The following is a 20,272-nucleotide window of genomic DNA, read 5'->3' as shown; positions in this document are numbered from 1 at the left end:
ACCATTCTCTAATCCCCATCCCATGCAAAATCAAGACTTTGTGGTATAATAACAGTTATGGATAAAATCATTAAATCAATTGCAACAAATGGCGCTTTCAGGGCTTATGTACTAGATTGCACCGAGACTGTTAAAGTGGCCAAAGAAAAGCATCAGACACTCTCAAGCTCCACTGTAGCGCTTGGTCGTGGACTCATTGCCAATCATATCCTTGCCGCCAATCAAAAAGGCACTAGCAAGGTGACGCTCAAGATTATTGGCGATAGCTCTTTTGGTCATATCATCTCAGTAGCCGACACACAGGGTAATGTTAAAGGCTATATTCAAAACACTGGTGTGGACATCAAAAAAACAGCTACCGGTGAAGTGCTAGTTGGTCCTTTTATGGGGCAAGGACAGTTTGTCGTCATCACAGATTACGGTATGGGAAAACCCTACACCTCAACAACCCCTATCATCTCAGGAGAAATCGGTGAAGACTTTGCCTACTATTTGACTGAAAGTGAACAAACCCCTTCAGCTGTCGGACTCAACGTCCTCCTTGATGATAAAGATGAGGTCATAGTCGCTGGTGGTTTTATGCTCCAAGCTTTGCCGAGTGCTTCTGATGAGGATATCAAACGCTATGAGAATCGCATCCAAAACATGCCTGCTGTCTCTCGTCTTTTGACTTCTAGCAACCACATTGAAGCATTACTTGACGCTATATATGGTGACGATGACTACAAACGCCTATCTGAGGACAGTCTTCGATTTTATTGCGACTGCTCAAGAGAACGCTTTAAACTTGCACTTTTATCACTTGCAAAAAACGAACTCACTTCTATGAAGAGCGAAGACCATGGCGCAGAAATCACTTGCCAGTTTTGCAATGAACACTATCACTTTTCAGAAGAAGACCTTGAGGAGATAATCAATGACAAAACTGAATCTGAGTAGTTCATTTTATATTGGAACAGTTGAAATCCCTCACCGCACAGTCTTAGCACCCATGGCTGGTGTTACCAACTCCGCTTTTCGTACCATTGCTAAAGAATTTGGTGCAGGACTTGTCGTTATGGAGATGGTATCTGATAAGGGAATTCAGTACAATAACGAAAAAACACTACACATGTTGCATATTGACGAGGGGGAGCATCCTGTCTCTATCCAGCTCTTTGGAAATGACGCCGACAGTCTGGCTCGCGCTGCTGAGTTCATCCAAAAAAATACCAAGGCTGACCTTGTCGATATCAACATGGGTTGTCCTGTCAATAAAATCGTCAAAAACGAAGCAGGTGCTATGTGGCTTAAAAACCCTGAAAAGATTTATCAAGTGGTGAATACCGTCAAATCAGTTCTTGACATTCCCCTTACAGTCAAAATGCGTACAGGCTGGTCTGATAGCTCTCTGGCTGTTGAAAATGCCCTAGCCGCTGAGTCGGCTGGTGTGGACGCTCTTGCTATGCACGGACGCACGCGCGAACAGATGTATACAGGTACTTGTGACCACAAAACTCTAGCTAAGGTCGCAAAAGCTATTACAGCAATCCCTTTTATTGCAAATGGAGATATCCGCACTGTGCAAGATGCCAAATTTATGATTGAAACTATTGGCGCTGATGCGGTTATGATTGGACGTGGTGCACGCAGTAACCCTTATATCTTTACCCAAATCAATCACTACTTTGAAACAGGTGAGGAACTAGATGATCTACCATTTGATAAAATGCTAGACATTGCAGAAGAACACCTGATGCGCCTTAGCCAACTAAAAGGTGAAGCCATCGCTGTCAGAGAATTTCGAGGCTTAGCTCCACACTATTTACGAGGTACTTCAGGCGCCGCTAAAATCCGTGGTGCTGTCTCTCGTGCGCAAACCGTCGATGAAGTGCACAAGCTCTTTGCTAGTTTGCGTTCTCAATATTAAAAACCCTTTATGCTAAGCATAAAAGGTTTTTTATCTATTGTTAGCTTTCTTTTTTTGGCATTCTGGACAAAGCCCATACGCTAAAAGCTGTAACTTCGTAATTTTAAATTGAGTTTGTTCATAAGCTTCCTGAGAAATATCCAGTAGCTCAACGTCCATAAAATCAACAATCCTTCCACACAACTCACAAACAATGTTAATATGGTCATGCCCCATAAAATCATAGTAAGTGGTACTGTCATTGCTAATCTTTATCTCCTCCACAAAGCCCTCATCTACCAGAACCTTTAGGTTATTGTAAACTGTCGCAAGGCTCATACTTGGGTAAAGTGGAAGGAGATCTCTATAAATCTTCTCAGCACTAGGATGCTCTTTGCTATCAACCATATAAGCAATAATCGCCCTGCGTGTTTCTGTCATTCGGATACGCTTTGCACGCAGATGATCTAGGACATGTGCATAAGCTCTCGTTGAACGTGGTGATACCTGACTCTCCATAACCTCCTCCTTTCTCTTGTCGCCTCTATTATAACAAAAAAGCAATTATCTGCCCACATTAGAGTTTTATTCTCAACCTTATATCAATGCGTTCAAAAAAAGAGAAGTACTCTTATGCTTCTCTTTTTAATGCTTGATATTCAAGTTTTAAACATTTATTCATAACAATGGATTGGACTCCATTCTCACGTAAGATAGCTTCTGCTTCTTGACTTTCAAGTCCAAGCTGCGCCCAAAAAATACCAGCCTTAGCCTCAACAAAATCTTTTGCTACATCCGGTAAAAAGGCACTACGTCGAAAGACATCGACAATATCAATCGGTTGCTCTACATCTTGCAAACGAGCATAAACGGTCTCTCCTAAAAGTGTCTCTCCAACAAGATTTGGATTGATAGGGATAATGGTATAACCTGCATCTTGCATGACTTTTGCTACATTGTAAGCTGCACTTTCTGTACGATTGGACAATCCAACAACTGCGATTGTTTTACTAGATGTGATATAGTCAGTGATTGTTTTTTGATCTGGATTTTGAAAATGATAGGTCATAAAATCTCCTCTAGTTTATTTTGCATCATACCAAGTCTTGCCATCACTCTCATCAGCAATCAAAGGAACAGACAAGCACAAGGCGGACTCCATCGTCTCAGTTACTAAACGTTTAATGTCGCTTAACTCATCTTTTGGTACCTCAAGGACAATTTCATCATGTACTTGTAGCAACATCTTAGCTTTGTAGTTCCCTTTCTCTAATGCCTTGTCCAAGTTGATCATTGCAATCTTTAAAATATCAGCAGCTGAACCCTGAATAGGAGAGTTGATAGCTGTACGCTCTGCAAAATGACGCACATTAAAGTTGCGAGAGTTGATATCTGGTAACTCACGACGCCGATTAAACAATGTCTCAACGTATCCCTTATCTCTAGCCTCACGTACTACACGCTTCATGTAATCCTTAATACCTGGATAACGATCGAAATAAGTCTCAATATAGCGCTTGGCTGTCTTTCGTGGAATACCGAGGTTATTAGCTAAACCAAAATCTGAAATGCCATAGACAATTCCAAAGTTCACTGCTTTAGCATTTCTGCGGTCATTTGCCGTCACATCCTCTGCTTTTGTAATCCCAAAAACACGCATAGCTGTTGAGGTATGAATATCAGCTCCCTCATTAAAAGCTTGTATCAAATGTTCATCCCCAGAGATATGGGCTAAAACACGCAATTCAATTTGCGAATAATCTGAGCTTAGCAGAACTTCATTCTCCCCAGATGGGACAAAAGCCTTGCGGATGAGACGTCCAGCCTCCAGACGAATTGGGATGTTTTGCAGATTTGGATCAGCACTTGAGAGACGTCCGGTCTGTGTCAAATCTTGGATATAACGTGTATGAATCTTGCCATCCTCTAAAATAGCATCCTGAAGCCCCACAATATAGGTGGACTGAAGTTTGGTAATCTGACGGTACTCCAAAATCTTGGTGACAAGTGGCGAGATAGGTGCCAAACGTTCAAGCACATCCACGGCTGTTGAATATCCTGTCTTTGTTTTCTTAGTCATCTCCACAGGCAAGCCTAGCTTTTCAAAAAGTAGGATGCCTAACTGTTTAGGTGAGTTGATGTTAAACTCCTCACCAGCCAATTCGTAGATTTCCTTGGTTAATTGATCAATAACCCCTTGATTCTCACGTTCCATTTCTCGCAAAGTATCTCTTCGAACAGTTATCCCTGCGATTTCCATCTTGGCGAGAACCTTAGCTAAAGGTTGCTCCATCTCAAATAGAAGTGCTTTTTGTTGATGACAATCAAGCTTATCTAGCATGGTCTGTTCCGAAGCTTGCAAAACCTTGACTTTCTTAGCTAGATGAGCCAATAAAGTCTCCTTAGCAGGCACAGCACGCTTAACCCCCTTGCCATAGACCACCTCATCTGATGCTAAAGTATAGTTTGTATAAAGCCTAGCAATGGTGGCTACCGTATTATCCTCGACAGTTGAGAGGAGATATTTAGCCAGACGACTATCAAAAGAAACATCCTCCAAGGCAATCGTTAAACGATTAAGCAACACTTTGGTACGCTTAAAATCGTAAGTCTTTATCGGACTGCTCAAGGCTTGTCTAAAGAGTGGACTGGTAAGTACATCAAGATTGTTAGAAGCGTAAATCTGCTTAGCATCACCCCAAGAAAAGCCGACAATATTTTCTACGTGGTAGTTATCGCCCAATATTTCAAAGTAATAAAATGTCTCCTCTGAGAACATAGCCTCAGACAAGTCACTCGCATCATCAATTACTTGATAAGCAACCTCAAAATCCTCTCGTGGTTCATCTGTAACAAGATTTGCTTTGAACTGTTTAAAGTTCATCTCATCGTAAAAAGCAGACAAAGTTTTTACGTTAGAACCCTTATAGACAATATCCTCAAGCCCAACAGTAATCGGTGCTTTGGTATTAATAGTCGCTAAGGTCTTTGAGAGAAAGGCTTTTTCCTTTTCGTTGATGAGATTTTCTTTCATCTTGGATGCTTTCATCTCATCAATATGCTCATAAACTCCCTCTAAACTGCCATAATCTAGCAAAAGCTTAAGTGCCGTTTTTTGACCAATCTTACTAACGCCTGGAATATTATCTGACTTATCACCCATAAGTGCTTTGAGATCAATAAATTGGCTCGGTGTAATGCCCATTTTTTCCTCGAGATAGTCTGGTGTATATCTCTCAAACTCAGCTACACCTTTTTTAGAGATCTCAACGACCGTATTCTTATCCGTCAGCTGAATAAGGTCTTTATCCCCTGAAACAATCGTCACATCATAATTTTTTGCATCTTCAGCCAGTTTATCAACCGTTCCAATGATGTCATCTGCCTCATACTGTGCTAAATCATAGTAACAAATACCTAAATGTGTCAATAACTCACGAATGTAAGGCAATTGCTCCCGAAACTCTTCTGGTGTCTTAGCCCGCCCTGCCTTGTAAGCACTGTACATATCCGTTCTAAAAGTAGTCTTGCCCGCATCAAAAGCCACCAAAACATGCGTCGGCTCTATACGATCTAGCAAGTGGTTTAACATCAAGTGAAAACCATAAATAGCATTCGTATGCAGACCATTTTGGGTTTTAAAATGCTCAATCTGTTTGGATAGTGCAAAAAATGCACGATAAGCCACAGATGAACCGTCAATCAACAATAATTTTTTCTTGTCTACCATGCTTTTAGTATAACGTTTTTAGACTATTTTGTCACTTTAGAGCTTTGATGTAACAACCAAAAACGGCTTGCAAAAAGCAAGCCGTCTCTTACATCTCATCCTCCCAAATAGTTTTAGCTCGATTGAAAGCTGACCAAGCTTTTGGCCAACCGATATAAAAAGCTACATGGGTAATAATCTCTGCTATCTCTTCTTTGGTGACACCATTTTGCTTCGCTGTTGTCAAATGATACTCCAGCTGCTCAAAACTGCCTTGTGTCATAAGAGCTGTAACCGTTACAATAGAGCGTAATTTGGGAGACAACTCTTGCTCACGTGACCAGACCTGACCAAAGAGAACATCGTCATTGAGTTCTGCAAATATGGGCGCAAAATCTCCTAGCTGATCACGCCCTGCTGTCTGTTTTACCATAATATTTCTTTCCTCCAACTCAGTGTAGTGAAGCTAATCTTTTTACCGTCTCTGGATCAACATGTGATAAAAATTGGCTTTCTCGTTGATCTAACTGGAGAATCGCCACCATATCTTCCTCACTCAGTGTGAAGTCAAAAATAGCCATATTTTGTACCATGCGCTCTTTATGAACTGTCTTAGGAATCGCTACGATTCCCTGTTGAATCAAGTAACGCAGAGCCACCTGTGCGGCTGATTTATTATATTTTTTACCTATGGCAAGCAAGACGTCATTGGTAAAGAGATTATTTTTCCCTTCTGCAAAGGGTCCCCACGATTCTATCTGAACACCATACTCAGCCATCGTCTTTTGTGCCTCTATCTGCTGATGAAAAACATGAGTCTCTACTTGATTAACCATCGGAGTAATCTCCTCGAAAATAGCCAAATCTGCCAAACGGTCTGGGCTGAAATTACTCACACCAATAGCTTTTATTTTCCCAGCCTTATAGTATTCCTCCAGAGCTCGGTAAGCACCGTAATAGTCGTTAAAAGGCTGATGTAAGAGCATGAGATCAATATAATCCGTTTTCAGATTATCAAGGCTTTTTTCAATAGATGCTTTAGCTTTTTCATAGCCGAAATTGCTAATCCATATTTTACTGGTAAGGAAAAATTCTTCTCGTTTGACCTGTGAATGTTGGATAGCCTTACCAACTGCTTCTTCATTTCCATAAGCTTGAGCAGTATCAATCAAGCGATAACCAGTATCAATAGCATCTCTAACCACACGTTCACACTCTTTTAAATCTGGTATTTGATAGACGCCAAATCCTAAAATAGGCATTTTGAGACCGTTTGATAAAGTAACGTAGTCCATTTTTCCTCCTTAATTGATAGTTTAGTCCTTCAAAGTCAGATAAGCTTCATCGGAGACTTCTTCTAGCCAGATATTTTCAGTATCTTCACCAGGAACACCAAGGGCAATATGACTAAACCACGAGTCACTCTTGGCTCCATGCCAATGCTTGACGTTAGCTGGTATGATAACGACCGTTCCTTCTTTAAGCGACATAGCAGGTTTTCCTTCTTCCTGATACCAACCCTCACCAGCGGTACATATCAAGATTTGCCCACCACCACGACTCGCCTTGTGAATATGCCAGTTGTTGCGACAACCAGGTTCAAAGGTCACATTAGTAAGTGCAATCTCCTGATTACTTGTCGCACCCAGTGCCTTTAAATAAGATTGTCCAATAAAATAACTAGAATAAGCATCGTTACTCTCTCCTTGTCCAAAGTAATTGAACTGATCGAATGTTGCTTTATCCTGATATTTCATCACTTTTACCTCATTTCCACAATCATTTCAATAGCAAAGATTTTACTATAGATTTATTGCTCTTGACTTATTCTAAACTTGCTTTTTATGTTAGCGTGTCTCTTGGGCGACTATTTCTTCTGCTAGAGCTTCCTCAGCTGATTCTTCTTCATTGATTGCCAAAGGTTCAATATTGCGGTAGCGTGCCATACCAGTACCTGCTGGGATGGTTTTACCAATGATGACATTTTCTTTAAGACCAAGGAGGTGATCTTTCTTACCTCGGATAGCTGCGTCTGTAAGCACACGTGTTGTTTCTTGGAAAGAAGCAGCAGATAAGAATGAGTTTGTTTCAAGTGAGGCTTTGGTAATTCCCATAAGAACTGGGCGAGCTGTCGCAGGGATACCTCCGGAGATGAGTATATCCTTATTGGCATCTGTGAAGTCTGAAATGTCCATCAATGTTCCTGGGAGAAGTTCTGTATCGCCTGGATCCATAACACGAACTTTTCGAAGCATCTGACGTACCATGACCTCAATGTGCTTATCACCAATTTCCACCCCTTGGCTACGGTAAACTTTTTGCACTTCGGCAAGGAGATAAGTTTCAACAGACAAAGTATCACGCACTTCGAGAAGGCGTTTAGGTTGTATAGAACCTTCTGTAAGTGGTGTCCCTCGATGCACTTTATCACCAACTTCAACTTTCATACGAGCGGTAAACGGCACAACGTACTCTCCCTCGCCTGTTTTGCCTTTAACAAATACTTTCTTTGTACGAGTTGCTGCATCTTCTTCAATAGCAGTCACTTCACCTTTGACCTCTGTGATAACTGCTTCCCCTTTAGGGTTACGTGCTTCAAAAATTTCTTGGATACGAGGAAGACCTTGCGTGATGTCTGTATTCGATGCCACACCACCCGTGTGGAAAGTACGCATGGTAAGCTGTGTACCAGGTTCACCGATAGATTGGGCTGCGACAGTACCAACTGCTTCACCAACTTCAACCGCATCTCCTGTTGCTAGGTTGATACCATAGCAATGACGACAAACACCATGACGAGTATTACATGTAAAGACGGAGCGGATAGTCACTTTCTCAACACCAGCAGCCACAATCTTCGCTGCCAAATCCTCGGTAATCAAGGTATCGGAACCAACAATCACCTCACCGGTTTCAGGGTGCTTAACTGTTTTCTTGGTATAGCGACCATTAAGACGCTCTTCCAGTGTTTCAGTGACTTCCTTGCCATCTGTAATAGCAGTAATTGTAAGACCACGATCAGTACCACAGTCGTCCTCACGAATGATAACGTCTTGAGCAACATCTACCAAACGACGTGTCAGATAACCTGAGTCGGCAGTCTTGAGGGCTGTATCTGTCATACCTTTACGGGCACCGTGAGTTGAGAAGAACATTTCAAGGACTGACAAACCTTCACGGAAGTTAGATAGAATAGGCAATTCCATGATACGACCGTTTGGCGCCGCCATCAAACCACGCATACCAGCAAGTTGGGAGAAGTTGGAAATGTTACCACGAGCTCCTGAGTCCATCATCATAACGATAGGGTTCTTAGGATCTTGTGTTTCAATCAGACGTTGTTCAAGCTCTTCTTTAGCTTCACGCCATGTTGTTGTAACGGCAACATAACGATCATCATCAGTCATCAAACCACGACGGAAAGCTTTATTGATTTGTTCGACTTTGCTGTGAGCATTATCGATAATTTCTTGCTTATTATCAATAACTGGGATGTCTGCAATCCCAACAGTCAAACCAGCGAGCGTTGAATGATAGTAACCAAGGTCTTTCAAACGGTCAAGAAAGGCTGATGTTTCTGTTGTACGAAAACGTTTGAAGGTTTCAGCAATGATATTTCCAAGATTTTTCTTCTTAAACGGTGTATTAAGTTCTAAACTATCAATCACCGCTTGTATATCTTGACCTGGCTCTAAGAAATACTTATCAGGTGTCTTTTCCGTCAAATTAGCATTAGTTGGCTCGATAAGGTAAGGCAAATCATCAGGCATAATGTCGTTAAAGAGAATTTTTCCGACAGTTGTCACCATGATTTTATGTTGTTGCTCAGGTGTCCAAGGTTTATTTGGCATAGAATCAACCGCTATCCCTACACGTGTATGCAAGTGAACATAACCATTACGGTAAGCCATAACGGCTTCGTCACGGTCTTTAAAGACCATGCCTTCTCCCTCACGACCCGTATCTTCCATAGTGAGGTAGTAGTTACCAAGTACCATGTCTTGAGATGGAGTAACAACTGGCTTACCATCTTTTGGATTAAGGATATGTTCAGCAGCAAGCATAAGAAGACGAGCTTCAGCTTGTGCTTCTTCAGATAGGGGCACGTGAATCGCCATTTGGTCCCCGTCAAAGTCAGCGTTGTAGGCTTCACAGACAAGTGGATGGAGACGAAGTGCCTTACCATCAATAAGAACTGGCTCAAAAGCTTGAATCCCAAGGCGGTGAAGAGTAGGTGCACGGTTAAGAAGGACTGGATGTTCTTTGATGACCTCCTCTAAAATATCCCAAATGCGTTCATCACCACGCTCAACCATACGTTTGGCTGCTTTGACATTTCCTGCTAAGCCATTAGCGACAATTTCACGCATAACAAACGGCTTGAAAAGCTCAATTGCCATCTCCCGTGGCACACCACATTGATACATTTTAAGAGTCGGACCAACAGCGATAACGGAACGTCCTGAGAAGTCAACACGTTTACCGAGCAAATTTTGACGAAAGCGACCTTGTTTCCCTTTTAGCATGTGGCTAAGAGACTTGAGGGGGCGACTACCTGGTCCTGTAATAGGACGACCACGGCGACCATTGTCAATCAAGGCATCCACAGCTTCTTGGAGCATCCGTTTTTCATTTTGCACAATGATACCAGGCGCATGCAACTCCAAAAGACGAGCAAGACGATTGTTACGATTGATAACACGACGATAGAGATCATTCAAGTCACTGGCTGCAAAACGTCCGCCATCAAGTTGTACCATTGGGCGAAGGTCTGGTGGGATAACAGGTAGAATGTTCAGTACCATCCATTCTGGTTTATTACCAGATTTCTTGAAAGCATCTAAAACATCTAAGCGACGAACTGCTTTAACACGCTTTTGACCTGTCGCTGTTTTGAGTTCTTCTTTAAGTTCAGCAATTTCAGCATCTAAATCGACACGCTTTAAGAGATCTTGGATAGCTTCCGCACCCATTTTGGCAACAAAAGATCCATAGCCATATTCTTGTAATTTTTCACGATACTCACGCTCAGTAAGTAGCGACTTAGGCTCAAGCGGTGTCTCTTTGGGATCAATCACTACATAAGCTGCAAAATAGATGACCTCCTCAAGCGCACGTGGACTCATATCAAGAGTAAGTCCCATACGACTCGGAATCCCTTTGAAATACCAAATGTGTGACACTGGAGCTTTAAGCTCTATATGTCCCATGCGTTCGCGACGAACCTTGGCACGCGTTACTTCGACACCACAACGGTCACAGATAATCCCTTTGTAGCGGATACGCTTGTACTTACCACACGCACATTCCCAGTCTTTTGTAGGGCCAAAGATAACTTCATCAAAAAGCCCTTCACGCTCTGGTTTTAGCGTACGGTAGTTGATTGTTTCAGGTTTTTTAACTTCACCATAAGACCATGAACGAACCTTACTTGGTGAGGCTAATGTGATTTGCATACTTTTAAAACGATTTACGTCAACCACTAGTTTTACCTTTCTGTCAATTTATCTCAATCTAGCTAGAGCAGTCTAAGCTAGTTTTAGTCATTAGTCATTTGAGGCAGTCTCTGTCTCTTTCTGTGCTTCCACTTCTGCTTTGGCTTCTTGTTCTTTTCTTGCCTTTTCAAGCTCATCAACATGTAGCACATCGTCATCTTCACCCTCATCAAGGTCACGTAATTCCACTTCATTGTCATCCTCGTCAAGGACACGCATATCAAGACCAAGTGACTGCAATTCTTTAACAAGCACTCGGAAAGACTCGGGCACACCTGGTTTTGGAATTTGTTTGCCTTTGGTAATCGCTTCATAGGCTTTCAGACGTCCTGCAACATCATCTGACTTGTAAGTCAAGATTTCTTGAAGAACATTTGATGCACCATAGGCTTCCAAAGCCCAAACTTCCATCTCACCAAAACGTTGTCCACCAAACTGTGCTTTACCACCAAGAGGTTGTTGTGTAACAAGTGAGTAAGGACCAACTGAACGAGCGTGAAGTTTATCATCAACCATGTGGTGAAGTTTGATCATGTACATGATACCGACAGAGACACGATTATCAAATGGTTCACCTGTACGACCGTCATAAAGAACTGTCTTAGCGTCGCTATCCATACCAGCTTCACGGACAGTATCCCAAAGATCTTCGGAAGTTGCTCCGTCAAAGACTGGAGTTGCAATGTGAATACCGAGGTTGCGAGCTGCCATACCGAGGTGAAGCTCCATAACTTGTCCGATATTCATACGAGATGGCACACCAAGAGGGTTCAACATGATATCAACTGGAGTTCCATCTGGAAGATATGGCATATCCTCAACTGGTACGATACGAGAAACAACCCCTTTGTTTCCGTGACGACCAGCCATCTTATCTCCGACTTTAATCTTACGTTTTTGTGCGATGTAGACACGAACCATCATGTTAACACCTGATTGAAGCTCATCACCATTTGCACGAGTAAAGATTTTAACATCACGAACAACACCATCTCCACCGTGTGGCACACGAAGTGATGTATCACGGACTTCACGCGATTTATCACCGAAGATAGCATGGAGCAGTCGTTCTTCAGCAGAAAGGTCTTTTTCTCCCTTAGGTGTTACTTTGCCGACCAAAATATCACCCTCTTTGACCTCTGCACCGATACGGATAATTCCCATCTCATCAAGCTCTTTTAGAGCTTCCTCACCAACGTTAGGAATTTCACGTGTAATTTCTTCAGGACCTAGCTTTGTATCGCGTGTTTCAGACTCAAATTCTTCGAGGTGGACAGAAGTATACACATCTTCTTTGACCAGACGCTCACTCATGATAACCGCATCCTCAAAGTTATACCCTTCCCAAGTCATATAAGCAACGATAGGATTTTGACCAAGTGCCATTTCACCTTTTTCCATAGAAGGTCCATCAGCGATAAAGTCACCTTTTTCAACCAAATCACCAACTTTAACAAGCGTCCGTTGATTGTATGCTGTACCTGAGTTGGAACGGCGGAATTTCGTGATATGGTAAACATCAAGCGAGCCATCTTCACGACGAACTTCAACTTTTTCGGCGTCTGAGAAGACTACACGTCCATCGTGTTTAGCGATAACGGCAGCACCAGAGTCGTGAGCGGCTTGATATTCCATACCAGTACCAACATACGGTGCATGTGGATTAATCAATGGCACTGCTTGACGTTGCATGTTGGCACCCATGAGGGCACGGTTTGAGTCATCATTTTCAAGGAAAGGAATACATGCGGTCGCTACCGCAACCACCTGCTTGGGTGAGACATCAACATAGTCAACGATACTTGCTGGAAATTCTTGGTTATTACCTTGATGACGTCCCATGACGATTTCATTAGCAAAAGTTCCGTCAGGATTAAGTTTAGAGTTTGCTTGAGCAACAGTATATTCATCTTCTTCATCTGCTGTCAACCATTCCACTTCGTTTGTGACAACACCAGTCTTACGGTCAACTTTACGATATGGTGTTTGGATGAAACCATATTTATTAAGGTGCCCGTATGTGGACAAGTTATTAATCAATCCGATGTTAGGGCCTTCAGGAGTTTCAATTGGGCACATACGTCCATAGTGAGTATAATGCACGTCACGCACTTCATAACCAGCACGGTCACGAGTCAAACCTCCAGGTCCTAAGGCTGACAAACGACGTTTGTGAGACAATTCAGAAAGTGGGTTGTGTTGATCCATAAACTGTGACAATTGAGAAGAGCCAAAGAACTCTTTGACAGCTGCAGTTACAGGACGAATGTTGATAATTTGTTGTGGCGTCAATACTTCATTGTCTTGAACGGACATACGTTCACGCACGTTACGCTCCATACGAGCAAGACCAATACGGAATTGGTTAGCAAGCAATTCACCAACGGCACGAATACGACGGTTCCCAAGGTGGTCGATATCGTCAACTTTACCAAGATCTTCAACAAGGTTAAGGAAGTATGATATTTCAGCCAAGATATCTGCTGGTGTAAGCGTACGTGTTTTATCGTCTGGATTGGCATTACCAACAATCGTCACAACACGGTCTGGATCAACTGGTGACACAACTTTGAATTTTTGAAGAATAACAGGTTCAGTGACAACAGCATAATCATTTGGTGTGTAAACAAATTTGTTGAGGTCACCATCTAATTGTTCAGCAATTGAATCAATCACATCACGTGTCATGACTGTACCAGCTTCAACAAGGATTTCACCAGTTTCAGCATCAACCAAATTTTCAGCAATAGTTTGATTCAAGAGACGAGTCTTGACGTTAAGTTTTTTGTTGATTTTGTAGCGACCAACCGCAGCTAGATCGTAACGACGCGGATCAAAGAAACGAGCTGTCAAAAGACTACGAGAGCTATCAGCTGTTTTAGGCTCACCGGGACGCAAACGTTCATAGATTTCCTTGAGAGCTTCATCTGTACGTGAATCTGCTGGATTTTTGTGAATATCTTTTTCGATAGTATTGCGAACGAGATCGCTATCACCAAAGATATCCAAAATTTCATCATCACCAGAAAAACCAAGGGCACGTACAAGCGTTGTAAATGTAATCTTACGAGTGCGGTCAATGCGAGTATAACCGATGTCTTTTGAGTCCATTTCAAGCTCCAGCCAAGCCCCACGGTTAGGAATAACGGTAGAGCCATAGCCGACCTTACCATTTTTATCCACTTTATCATTAAAATAAACACCAGGAGAACGAACCAACTGAGAGACGATAATACGCTCACCGCCATTGATGATAAAAGTACCCATCTCTGTCATGAGAGGGAAATCACCAAAGAAAACTTCTTGTGTCTTAATCTCGCCTGTTTCTTTGTTGATGAGACGAAAAGTGACAAAGATAGGTGCAGAGTAAGAAGCATCATGAATACGCGCTTCTTCTAGGGTATATTTTGGCTCTTTGAACTCATACCCTACAAATTCAAGCTCCATAGTATCTGTAAAGTTTGAGATGGGGAGCACATCTTCAAAGACTTCTTTTAGTCCATTTTCTAAAAAGTCTTTGAACGAATCTGTCTGAATTTCAATCAAATTAGGTAAATCAAGAACCTCTTTAATTCTTGAAAAACTACGACGTGTACGGTGTTTACCGTATTGAACTTCATGTCCTGCCAAGATTTTACTCCTTTTATTAAGATGTGAGGCACAATGTAGCCTTTAGGAAAACTATCTCAAAGCTTGCTTTTAAAGGCTTGCCAGAGTAGCGCAATAACCCAGCCGTCTAGCCCATTTTAGGAAAGGAAAAATGTGAATTATTAGAACCTTTAAATATAGATTACATTTGTCTTTTTATCTAAAAATAGGCACAAAAAGAGCAGCTAAACCCGACTGAAACGTTTGATTTAACTGCTGTAAGCCCTCTTGGACAATATTTCAAGAAAGCAGACGACAAATAATTTACCTTATTATATCTTATTTCTTGATAAATAGCAAGTTATTTTTTCAAAATACTTGCCCATGCTTTTTGGTAATCACTGTCTGTTCCGCCAATGGCAAATTTGTAAGTTGTCTTACCTGGTCCTGTTTTTGCCCAATAGCTAGTCGTCATATCTCCAGTAAGATTCACATCTTTACCATCAACAGAAACAGTAGCAGGCAAAAGCCCAGTCGACTTGAGGACATTTGCCTTGATAACACTGGAGTCAAGAGCAAACTTAGAAGATCCAAAAACAGTACTATCTGCTTGGTTAATCGCATTGATCAGATTTGCCATATACCGTGAGTTTTTAGAGTAACCTGTCAGATTGCCAAGCGAACTATTGTCATCGTGACCAATCCAGCCACCTAGAGTCACATTTGGCGTTGCTAGCATAAGCCAAGCATCTGAGTAATTGTTTGTTGTTCCTGTTTTTCCAATCCAATCAGCACTGGCAAGCCCTGCATTGATCGATTGCAAGTCTTTTTTGAAAGTCGTTGTCAAACCTGACTCAATCGGTCCATGCAATAAGCTCTGCATAATAGTAGCTGTTGCTTTTGAAAAGACCTGTATTGCTTTAGACTCATGCTTGTAGATGACCTTGCCAGTATTATCTGTGATGGTATCAATCATATACCTTTCCTGATAAGCACCGTTATTTGCTAGCATCTGATAGAGATTAGTCTGATCCGCAACTGATACCTCAATCCCACCACCAAGTGGCAAACTTTCGATATTGTAGTTAGCAATCGTGTAGTGCATCTTGTCCATATAACCCTTGACATCAACGCCTTTATTGAGCAACATCTGATAAGTCCAATAGGCTGGTATGTTCCAAGACTTGTTAAGTGCTTCTTGTAAGTCCATCATGCCAGTTCCTTCCTCAGTGTCGTGCATGATTTTCTGACCATTTGAGAAGGTCGTTGGGTAATTGGATAAGATACTAGCACTGCCCATGAGCCCTTGGTCAATGGCAATACCATAGGGGATAATCGGCTTGATGCTGGAACCTGTCGAGCGCTTCGTGTCAAAGGCATGGTTGTTTTGGTTGACACTGTAATCCCGTCCGCCGACAAAGCCTAAAATAGCACCTGTTTTGTTGTCCATGAGGACATTGCCCATCTGCACCGTACCCGTCCCATCATCAAGGAGACTGCCATACTGTGCTGCAGCATTTTGCATAGCTGTGTAAATACTTTGATTAATCGTAGTTTTGATCGTGTAGCCACCCTGTTGCAATTCCTCAAGAGCACGTTTTTGATAGGCTTGCTTGGTGGCATCATTTTTAAGGTCCTGCTCTGATACATTATCACGCTTGATGAGGTAGTCATACATCAGTTGCTGCGCCTCGCTCATAACAGTATAATACAAATAATCATGCGTACTGGTATGCTGCGTTTCAGGGGCGATAAAGTCCTGCTTAATGTCATAAGCTTTATAGGTCTCATACTCGCTCTTTGTCAGACTACCTGTGCGATACATATTGTAGAGGACATCTTGTTGGCGGTTGATACCGTACTGAAGATTTTTATCAGACTTGATCTGAGCATCTGCGGTATAAGGAGAGTAGACGATAGGGCTTTGAGGAAGCCCTGCGATATAAGCTGCTTGTGGAATGGTTAGGTCTTTGGCACTCACACCAAAGATACCTTGCGCAGCTTCTTCGACACCTGCAATATTTTGTCCCCTGTTATTGCGCCCAAATGGTGAAACATTGAGATAGGCGGTTAAGATAGCATCCTTGGTCATATAACGCTCCAAAGCCAGTGCATAGATAATCTCACGAGACTTGCGCTTAAAGGAAGGATCCGCACCCAGTACTTGCTGTTTGAGCAACTGTTGTGTGAGGGTCGAACCACCGCTAGACTCTCCCAAGCCTAAGAGAGAACCTACAACCGCACGAAAAACTGCCTTTGGCACGACACCGTGGTGAATCTTGAAGTTATCATCCTCAGTGGCAATGATGGCTTTTTTGATATTCTCTGAAATCTCACTACTCTCAACAGGTGTCCGCAAGAGATCAGAGTCAATCGCAGCGATAGACACTTGGTTGGAGTAAGTCATCTGCGACACTTGCGACACGGAGGTCACTTCCTTGATGAGAGTTGCTTTATCAGGGACTTTGACACTATCAATCTGGCTGGCGAGATAACCAAGCGCCATACCTCCGCCTAACATCCCCAACAGTAGGAGAATAATATAAGCAAAGTCAGATAATAACTTTAAAGTTCTGAGAAAAACAGCCCCTATCTCACTGACGCTCATCGGCTGATGTTCTCTTTGCGAACCTTTCTTTTGGTTTTTTGTTTTTTTTAACATGACAATACCTCGATTCCCATTATATCAAATTTAGTAGGGCTTGCATATCCTCAAGAATTTTGATATAGTTGGCATGATATACTAGCTGATATAGGAGAAGATTATGACCATTTTAGAAGAACTCAAAGAACGTGGGCTTGTCTTTCAGACAACGGACGAAAAGGCGCTTGAGGAGGCGCTTGAGGATGGACAAGTATCCTACTACACAGGTTATGACCCAACAGCAGACAGTCTGCACCTTGGACACTTGGTTGCCATTTTGACGTCACGCCGCTTGCAGTTGGCAGGACACAAGCCTTACGCTCTTGTGGGGGGAGCGACAGGGCTTATCGGCGATCCTTCCTTTAAGGATGCTGAGCGCAGTCTTCAGACAAAGGAAACGGTTGAAGGGTGGGTGAGCAAAATCCAAGGGCAGCTCTCTCGTTTTCTTGACTTTGAAAATGGCGATAATAAGGCTGTCATGGTCAACAACTACGACTGGTTTAGTGGGGTGAGCTTTATTGATTTCTTGCGTGATGTGGGTAAATACTTCACCGTCAACTACATGATGAGTAAAGAGTCTGTCAAAAAACGAATCGAGACAGGGATTTCCTACACGGAGTTTGCTTATCAAATCATGCAAGGCTACGACTTTTACGAGCTAAATGACAAGTACAATGTCACTCTCCAAATCGGAGGGAGTGACCAATGGGGTAACATGACCGCTGGAACAGAGTTGCTTCGTCGTAAGGCGGACAAGATAGGTCATGTCATGACAGTACCTCTTATCACCGATGCTACTGGCAAGAAATTCGGCAAATCCGAGGGCAATGCTATCTGGCTCGACGCTAGTAAGACCAGCCCTTATGAGATGTACCAGTTCTGGCTCAATGTCATGGATGAGGACGCGATTCGTTTCTTGAAAATCTTTACTTTCCTCTCGCTTAAGGAAATTGAGGCGATTCGTGTTCAGTTTGAGCAAGAACCGCACAAGCGTCTTGCGCAAAAGACACTGGCTCGTGAGGTTGTGACCCTTGTACACGGTGAGAAAGCTTATCAAGAAGCCCTCAACATCACAGAACAGCTCTTTGCCGGCAATATCAAGGGGCTATCTGTCGCAGAACTCAAGCAAGGGCTACGTGGCGTGCCAAACTACGCTGTCAAAGCTGAGGACAGTCTCAATATCGTTGACCTCCTTGTCACAGCTCGCGTGGTCAACTCCAAACGTCAAGCACGTGAGGACGTCCAAAACGGCGCTATCTACCTCAATGGAGATCGAATAAAAGACCTCGACTACACACTCACTGACACTGACAAACTCGAAGGTGAGCTGACCGTTATCCGCCGTGGTAAGAAAAAATACTTCGTCTTGACTTACTAAAAAATAACCCATCACACATCATCGTGTGATGGGTTTTATTTCTCCTCTCACATAAAAAACTTATCTTTCCCCTCTTTAAACAAACCCCAACTCAACACGTATCGTACCAAACACCCTACAAGCTCTATATTTTTCAGCTTGCGTTCTCGCCATTTTCTATCTTTTCCTTGTTTTGAGTAGTCTTTAAAAACTTGATTTTAATATCTGTCATGCTATAACTATTTCTAACAAAAAGCTTTGCATTTTTGAAATAAAAAATACAAGCAGTCATCACCATAACTAAAAACTAAATCAGACAAAAAAGCACCCTCCTAAAAGGGTACTAATCACCATTTCACTATTGTCGGACTAATCTTCCTCGGCAACATAAGTTTTTTTAAAAATCGATATCATTCCTAAAAGAACTTCATCAGCGAAACATTCTAACTTTGGAACCGACTCAATTAAATATTTTTTTAATAGAGTATATTCGAGCTCATCATTTTCCGATAATAACCTATTCAACAACATTATTATCTTTCCTCTATCATCAATCGTCAATCCATGTTCCAAACAAAACAAACTTGCAGAAATAGGTTTTTTCGATGAGTCTCCTAATAGCTCTGCTAACTCTCTAACTGCACTTTCCAACAACCATAATCTCTCAAAAAAATATTCACCTGAAAAATCTTTATAGTGTCGTTCATCTAAAGTACCCAACTTAGCACCTCCTTAATTGCATGAGCTATCTGAGTTGCAGTACTACTTGAAACACCTGAATTGACTAACCCTCTATACACAACATCATGTACTGCTTGTGCAGGAATTTCACTCCAACTTAACAAAGGAGAGAGTGAACTAGCAATAGTTGTAAAATATCGATCAACTTGGTTTGCAATTGTCTTACCAAAAACAGATTTTACCGCATTTACAACAGCAACTCTATTTTTTATTGCTGTCCTAATAGCAGCCTTACCAACTTTTGTCCAAATACTCCTTTCTTCTCTCAAATATTGATAATCAGATTCTTTAGGAGCTTGATAAATAACATCAGAACTACTATCAGCTAAAACTTTAACAGATGGCAAAACACTCCCAGACAAAACAACAGCCAGCAATAATAAAGTCATACACTTCATTATTTTTTTCATAAAATTCTCCTCCCTTAAATCATTAATTTTGATCTATTATACAAGAAAAATCACATTTATAAAAACGCAAACATTAAAGTATGCTAAAAATCATTTTGTCACATCAAATCTAAACATCTAATTCATCAAAAATCCAATCTTTTACTTGATAAAATAATTCTTTCTCTCCCAATTCCAAAATGCCACAATCTCACGATTTGTACTTTCAGAATTTTCTTCTGCTCCAATCTGCCTTTTTCGGTATAAACCTTGACTCAAATCATCCGTCATTCTATCTTTCTGAAATTCAGAATAAATGTCAACCCCCTTTTTTAAAAAACCCACCAAGCGAAAGTCGCTGGTGGGCACTAAAAGGTCAAGAGTTTTTCTCTAAAATACTCATACTGCTTCTGTCTTTGTTCAATTTCTTTTGGTAAGCCCTGTGATAAATTGGAAGTCAG

General features: G+C 41.9%; 15 protein-coding genes and 1 pseudogene. 3 read left to right on the top strand and 13 right to left on the bottom strand.

Translation table 11 applies throughout. The features are described from left to right. Positions 1-57: 57 nt before the first annotated feature. Positions 58-939, top strand: a complete 882-nt coding sequence (hslO, locus tag NXS10_RS07435) for an Hsp33 family molecular chaperone HslO (protein WP_259139184.1) — start codon at positions 58-60, stop codon at positions 937-939. Next, complete coding sequence (gene dusB, locus NXS10_RS07430; protein WP_259139183.1) at positions 917-1,909, top strand: tRNA dihydrouridine synthase DusB; 993 nt, start codon at positions 917-919, stop codon at positions 1,907-1,909. Before hslO ends, dusB begins: the two co-directional genes overlap by 23 nt. Before the next feature lie 30 nt (positions 1,910-1,939). Here dusB and NXS10_RS07425 read toward each other — a convergent pair whose 3' ends face one another. From NXS10_RS07425 to pbp1b, 9 genes are all read right to left on the bottom strand, one after another. Next, positions 1,940-2,407: a Fur family transcriptional regulator gene (locus NXS10_RS07425; protein WP_259139182.1), complete on the bottom strand. Its 468-nt coding sequence runs from the start codon at positions 2,405-2,407 to the stop codon at positions 1,940-1,942. Positions 2,408-2,519: 112 nt separating this feature from the next. Beyond that, positions 2,520-2,957 (bottom strand): CoA-binding protein, encoded by a 438-nt coding sequence (locus NXS10_RS07420; protein WP_259139181.1) that lies wholly within the window; start codon positions 2,955-2,957, stop codon positions 2,520-2,522. A 15-nt stretch (positions 2,958-2,972) separates the two neighbouring features. After that, positions 2,973-5,618, bottom strand: coding sequence for a DNA polymerase I (gene polA, locus NXS10_RS07415; RefSeq protein WP_259139179.1), 2,646 nt, complete (start codon positions 5,616-5,618; stop codon positions 2,973-2,975). An 88-nt stretch (positions 5,619-5,706) separates the two neighbouring features. Next, positions 5,707-6,033, bottom strand: coding sequence for a carboxymuconolactone decarboxylase family protein (locus NXS10_RS07410; RefSeq protein ID WP_259139230.1), 327 nt, complete (start codon positions 6,031-6,033; stop codon positions 5,707-5,709). Between the two features lie 16 nt (positions 6,034-6,049). Then, the gene (locus NXS10_RS07405) at positions 6,050-6,892 is read right to left on the bottom strand and encodes an aldo/keto reductase (protein WP_259139178.1); all 843 of its coding nucleotides are present in this window, start codon (positions 6,890-6,892) and stop codon (positions 6,050-6,052) included. A 21-nt stretch (positions 6,893-6,913) separates the two neighbouring features. Then, entirely contained in the window at positions 6,914-7,354 is a 441-nt protein-coding gene (locus NXS10_RS07400) for a cupin domain-containing protein (RefSeq protein WP_259139228.1), read from the bottom strand. A 90-nt stretch (positions 7,355-7,444) separates the two neighbouring features. Further along, positions 7,445-11,080, bottom strand: a complete 3,636-nt coding sequence (gene rpoC, locus NXS10_RS07395; protein WP_259139176.1) for a DNA-directed RNA polymerase subunit beta' — start codon at positions 11,078-11,080, stop codon at positions 7,445-7,447. A gap of 63 nt (positions 11,081-11,143) precedes the next feature. After that, the gene (rpoB, locus tag NXS10_RS07390; protein ID WP_259139175.1) at positions 11,144-14,722 is read right to left on the bottom strand and encodes a DNA-directed RNA polymerase subunit beta; all 3,579 of its coding nucleotides are present in this window, start codon (positions 14,720-14,722) and stop codon (positions 11,144-11,146) included. A 319-nt stretch (positions 14,723-15,041) separates the two neighbouring features. Then, the gene (gene pbp1b / locus NXS10_RS07385; protein ID WP_373318056.1) at positions 15,042-17,288 is read right to left on the bottom strand and encodes a penicillin-binding protein PBP1B; all 2,247 of its coding nucleotides are present in this window, start codon (positions 17,286-17,288) and stop codon (positions 15,042-15,044) included. Between the two features lie 157 nt (positions 17,289-17,445). Here pbp1b and tyrS point away from each other — a divergent pair, with 157 nt between their 5' ends. Beyond that, the gene (tyrS, locus tag NXS10_RS07380; protein ID WP_259139173.1) at positions 17,446-18,702 is read left to right on the top strand and encodes a tyrosine--tRNA ligase; all 1,257 of its coding nucleotides are present in this window, start codon (positions 17,446-17,448) and stop codon (positions 18,700-18,702) included. Positions 18,703-19,050: 348 nt separating this feature from the next. Here the strand turns inward: tyrS and NXS10_RS07375 are convergent, their stop codons facing one another. From NXS10_RS07375 to NXS10_RS07360, 4 genes and pseudogenes are all read right to left on the bottom strand, one after another. Beyond that, complete coding sequence (locus NXS10_RS07375) at positions 19,051-19,401, bottom strand: hypothetical protein (protein ID WP_259139172.1); 351 nt, start codon at positions 19,399-19,401, stop codon at positions 19,051-19,053. Further along, a complete protein-coding gene (locus NXS10_RS07370; protein ID WP_259139171.1) occupies positions 19,389-19,832 on the bottom strand; it encodes a YqxI family protein in 444 nt (147 codons plus the stop codon). The genes NXS10_RS07375 and NXS10_RS07370 overlap by 13 nt, the downstream gene beginning before the upstream one ends. Before the next feature lie 141 nt (positions 19,833-19,973). Then, on the bottom strand, positions 19,974-20,102 hold the full coding sequence (locus tag NXS10_RS07365) for a hypothetical protein (protein WP_259139170.1): 129 nt from the start codon (positions 20,100-20,102) through the stop codon (positions 19,974-19,976). 77 nt (positions 20,103-20,179) lie between these two features. Next, positions 20,180-20,272 (bottom strand): annotated as a pseudogene (locus NXS10_RS07360) (restriction endonuclease subunit S); the annotation flags it as partial.

Source organism: Streptococcus sciuri, from assembly GCF_024814375.1.
GTDB classification, from domain to species: Bacteria; Bacillota; Bacilli; order Lactobacillales; family Streptococcaceae; genus Streptococcus; species Streptococcus sciuri.
This window is presented reverse-complemented; position numbering and strand designations above follow the sequence as displayed.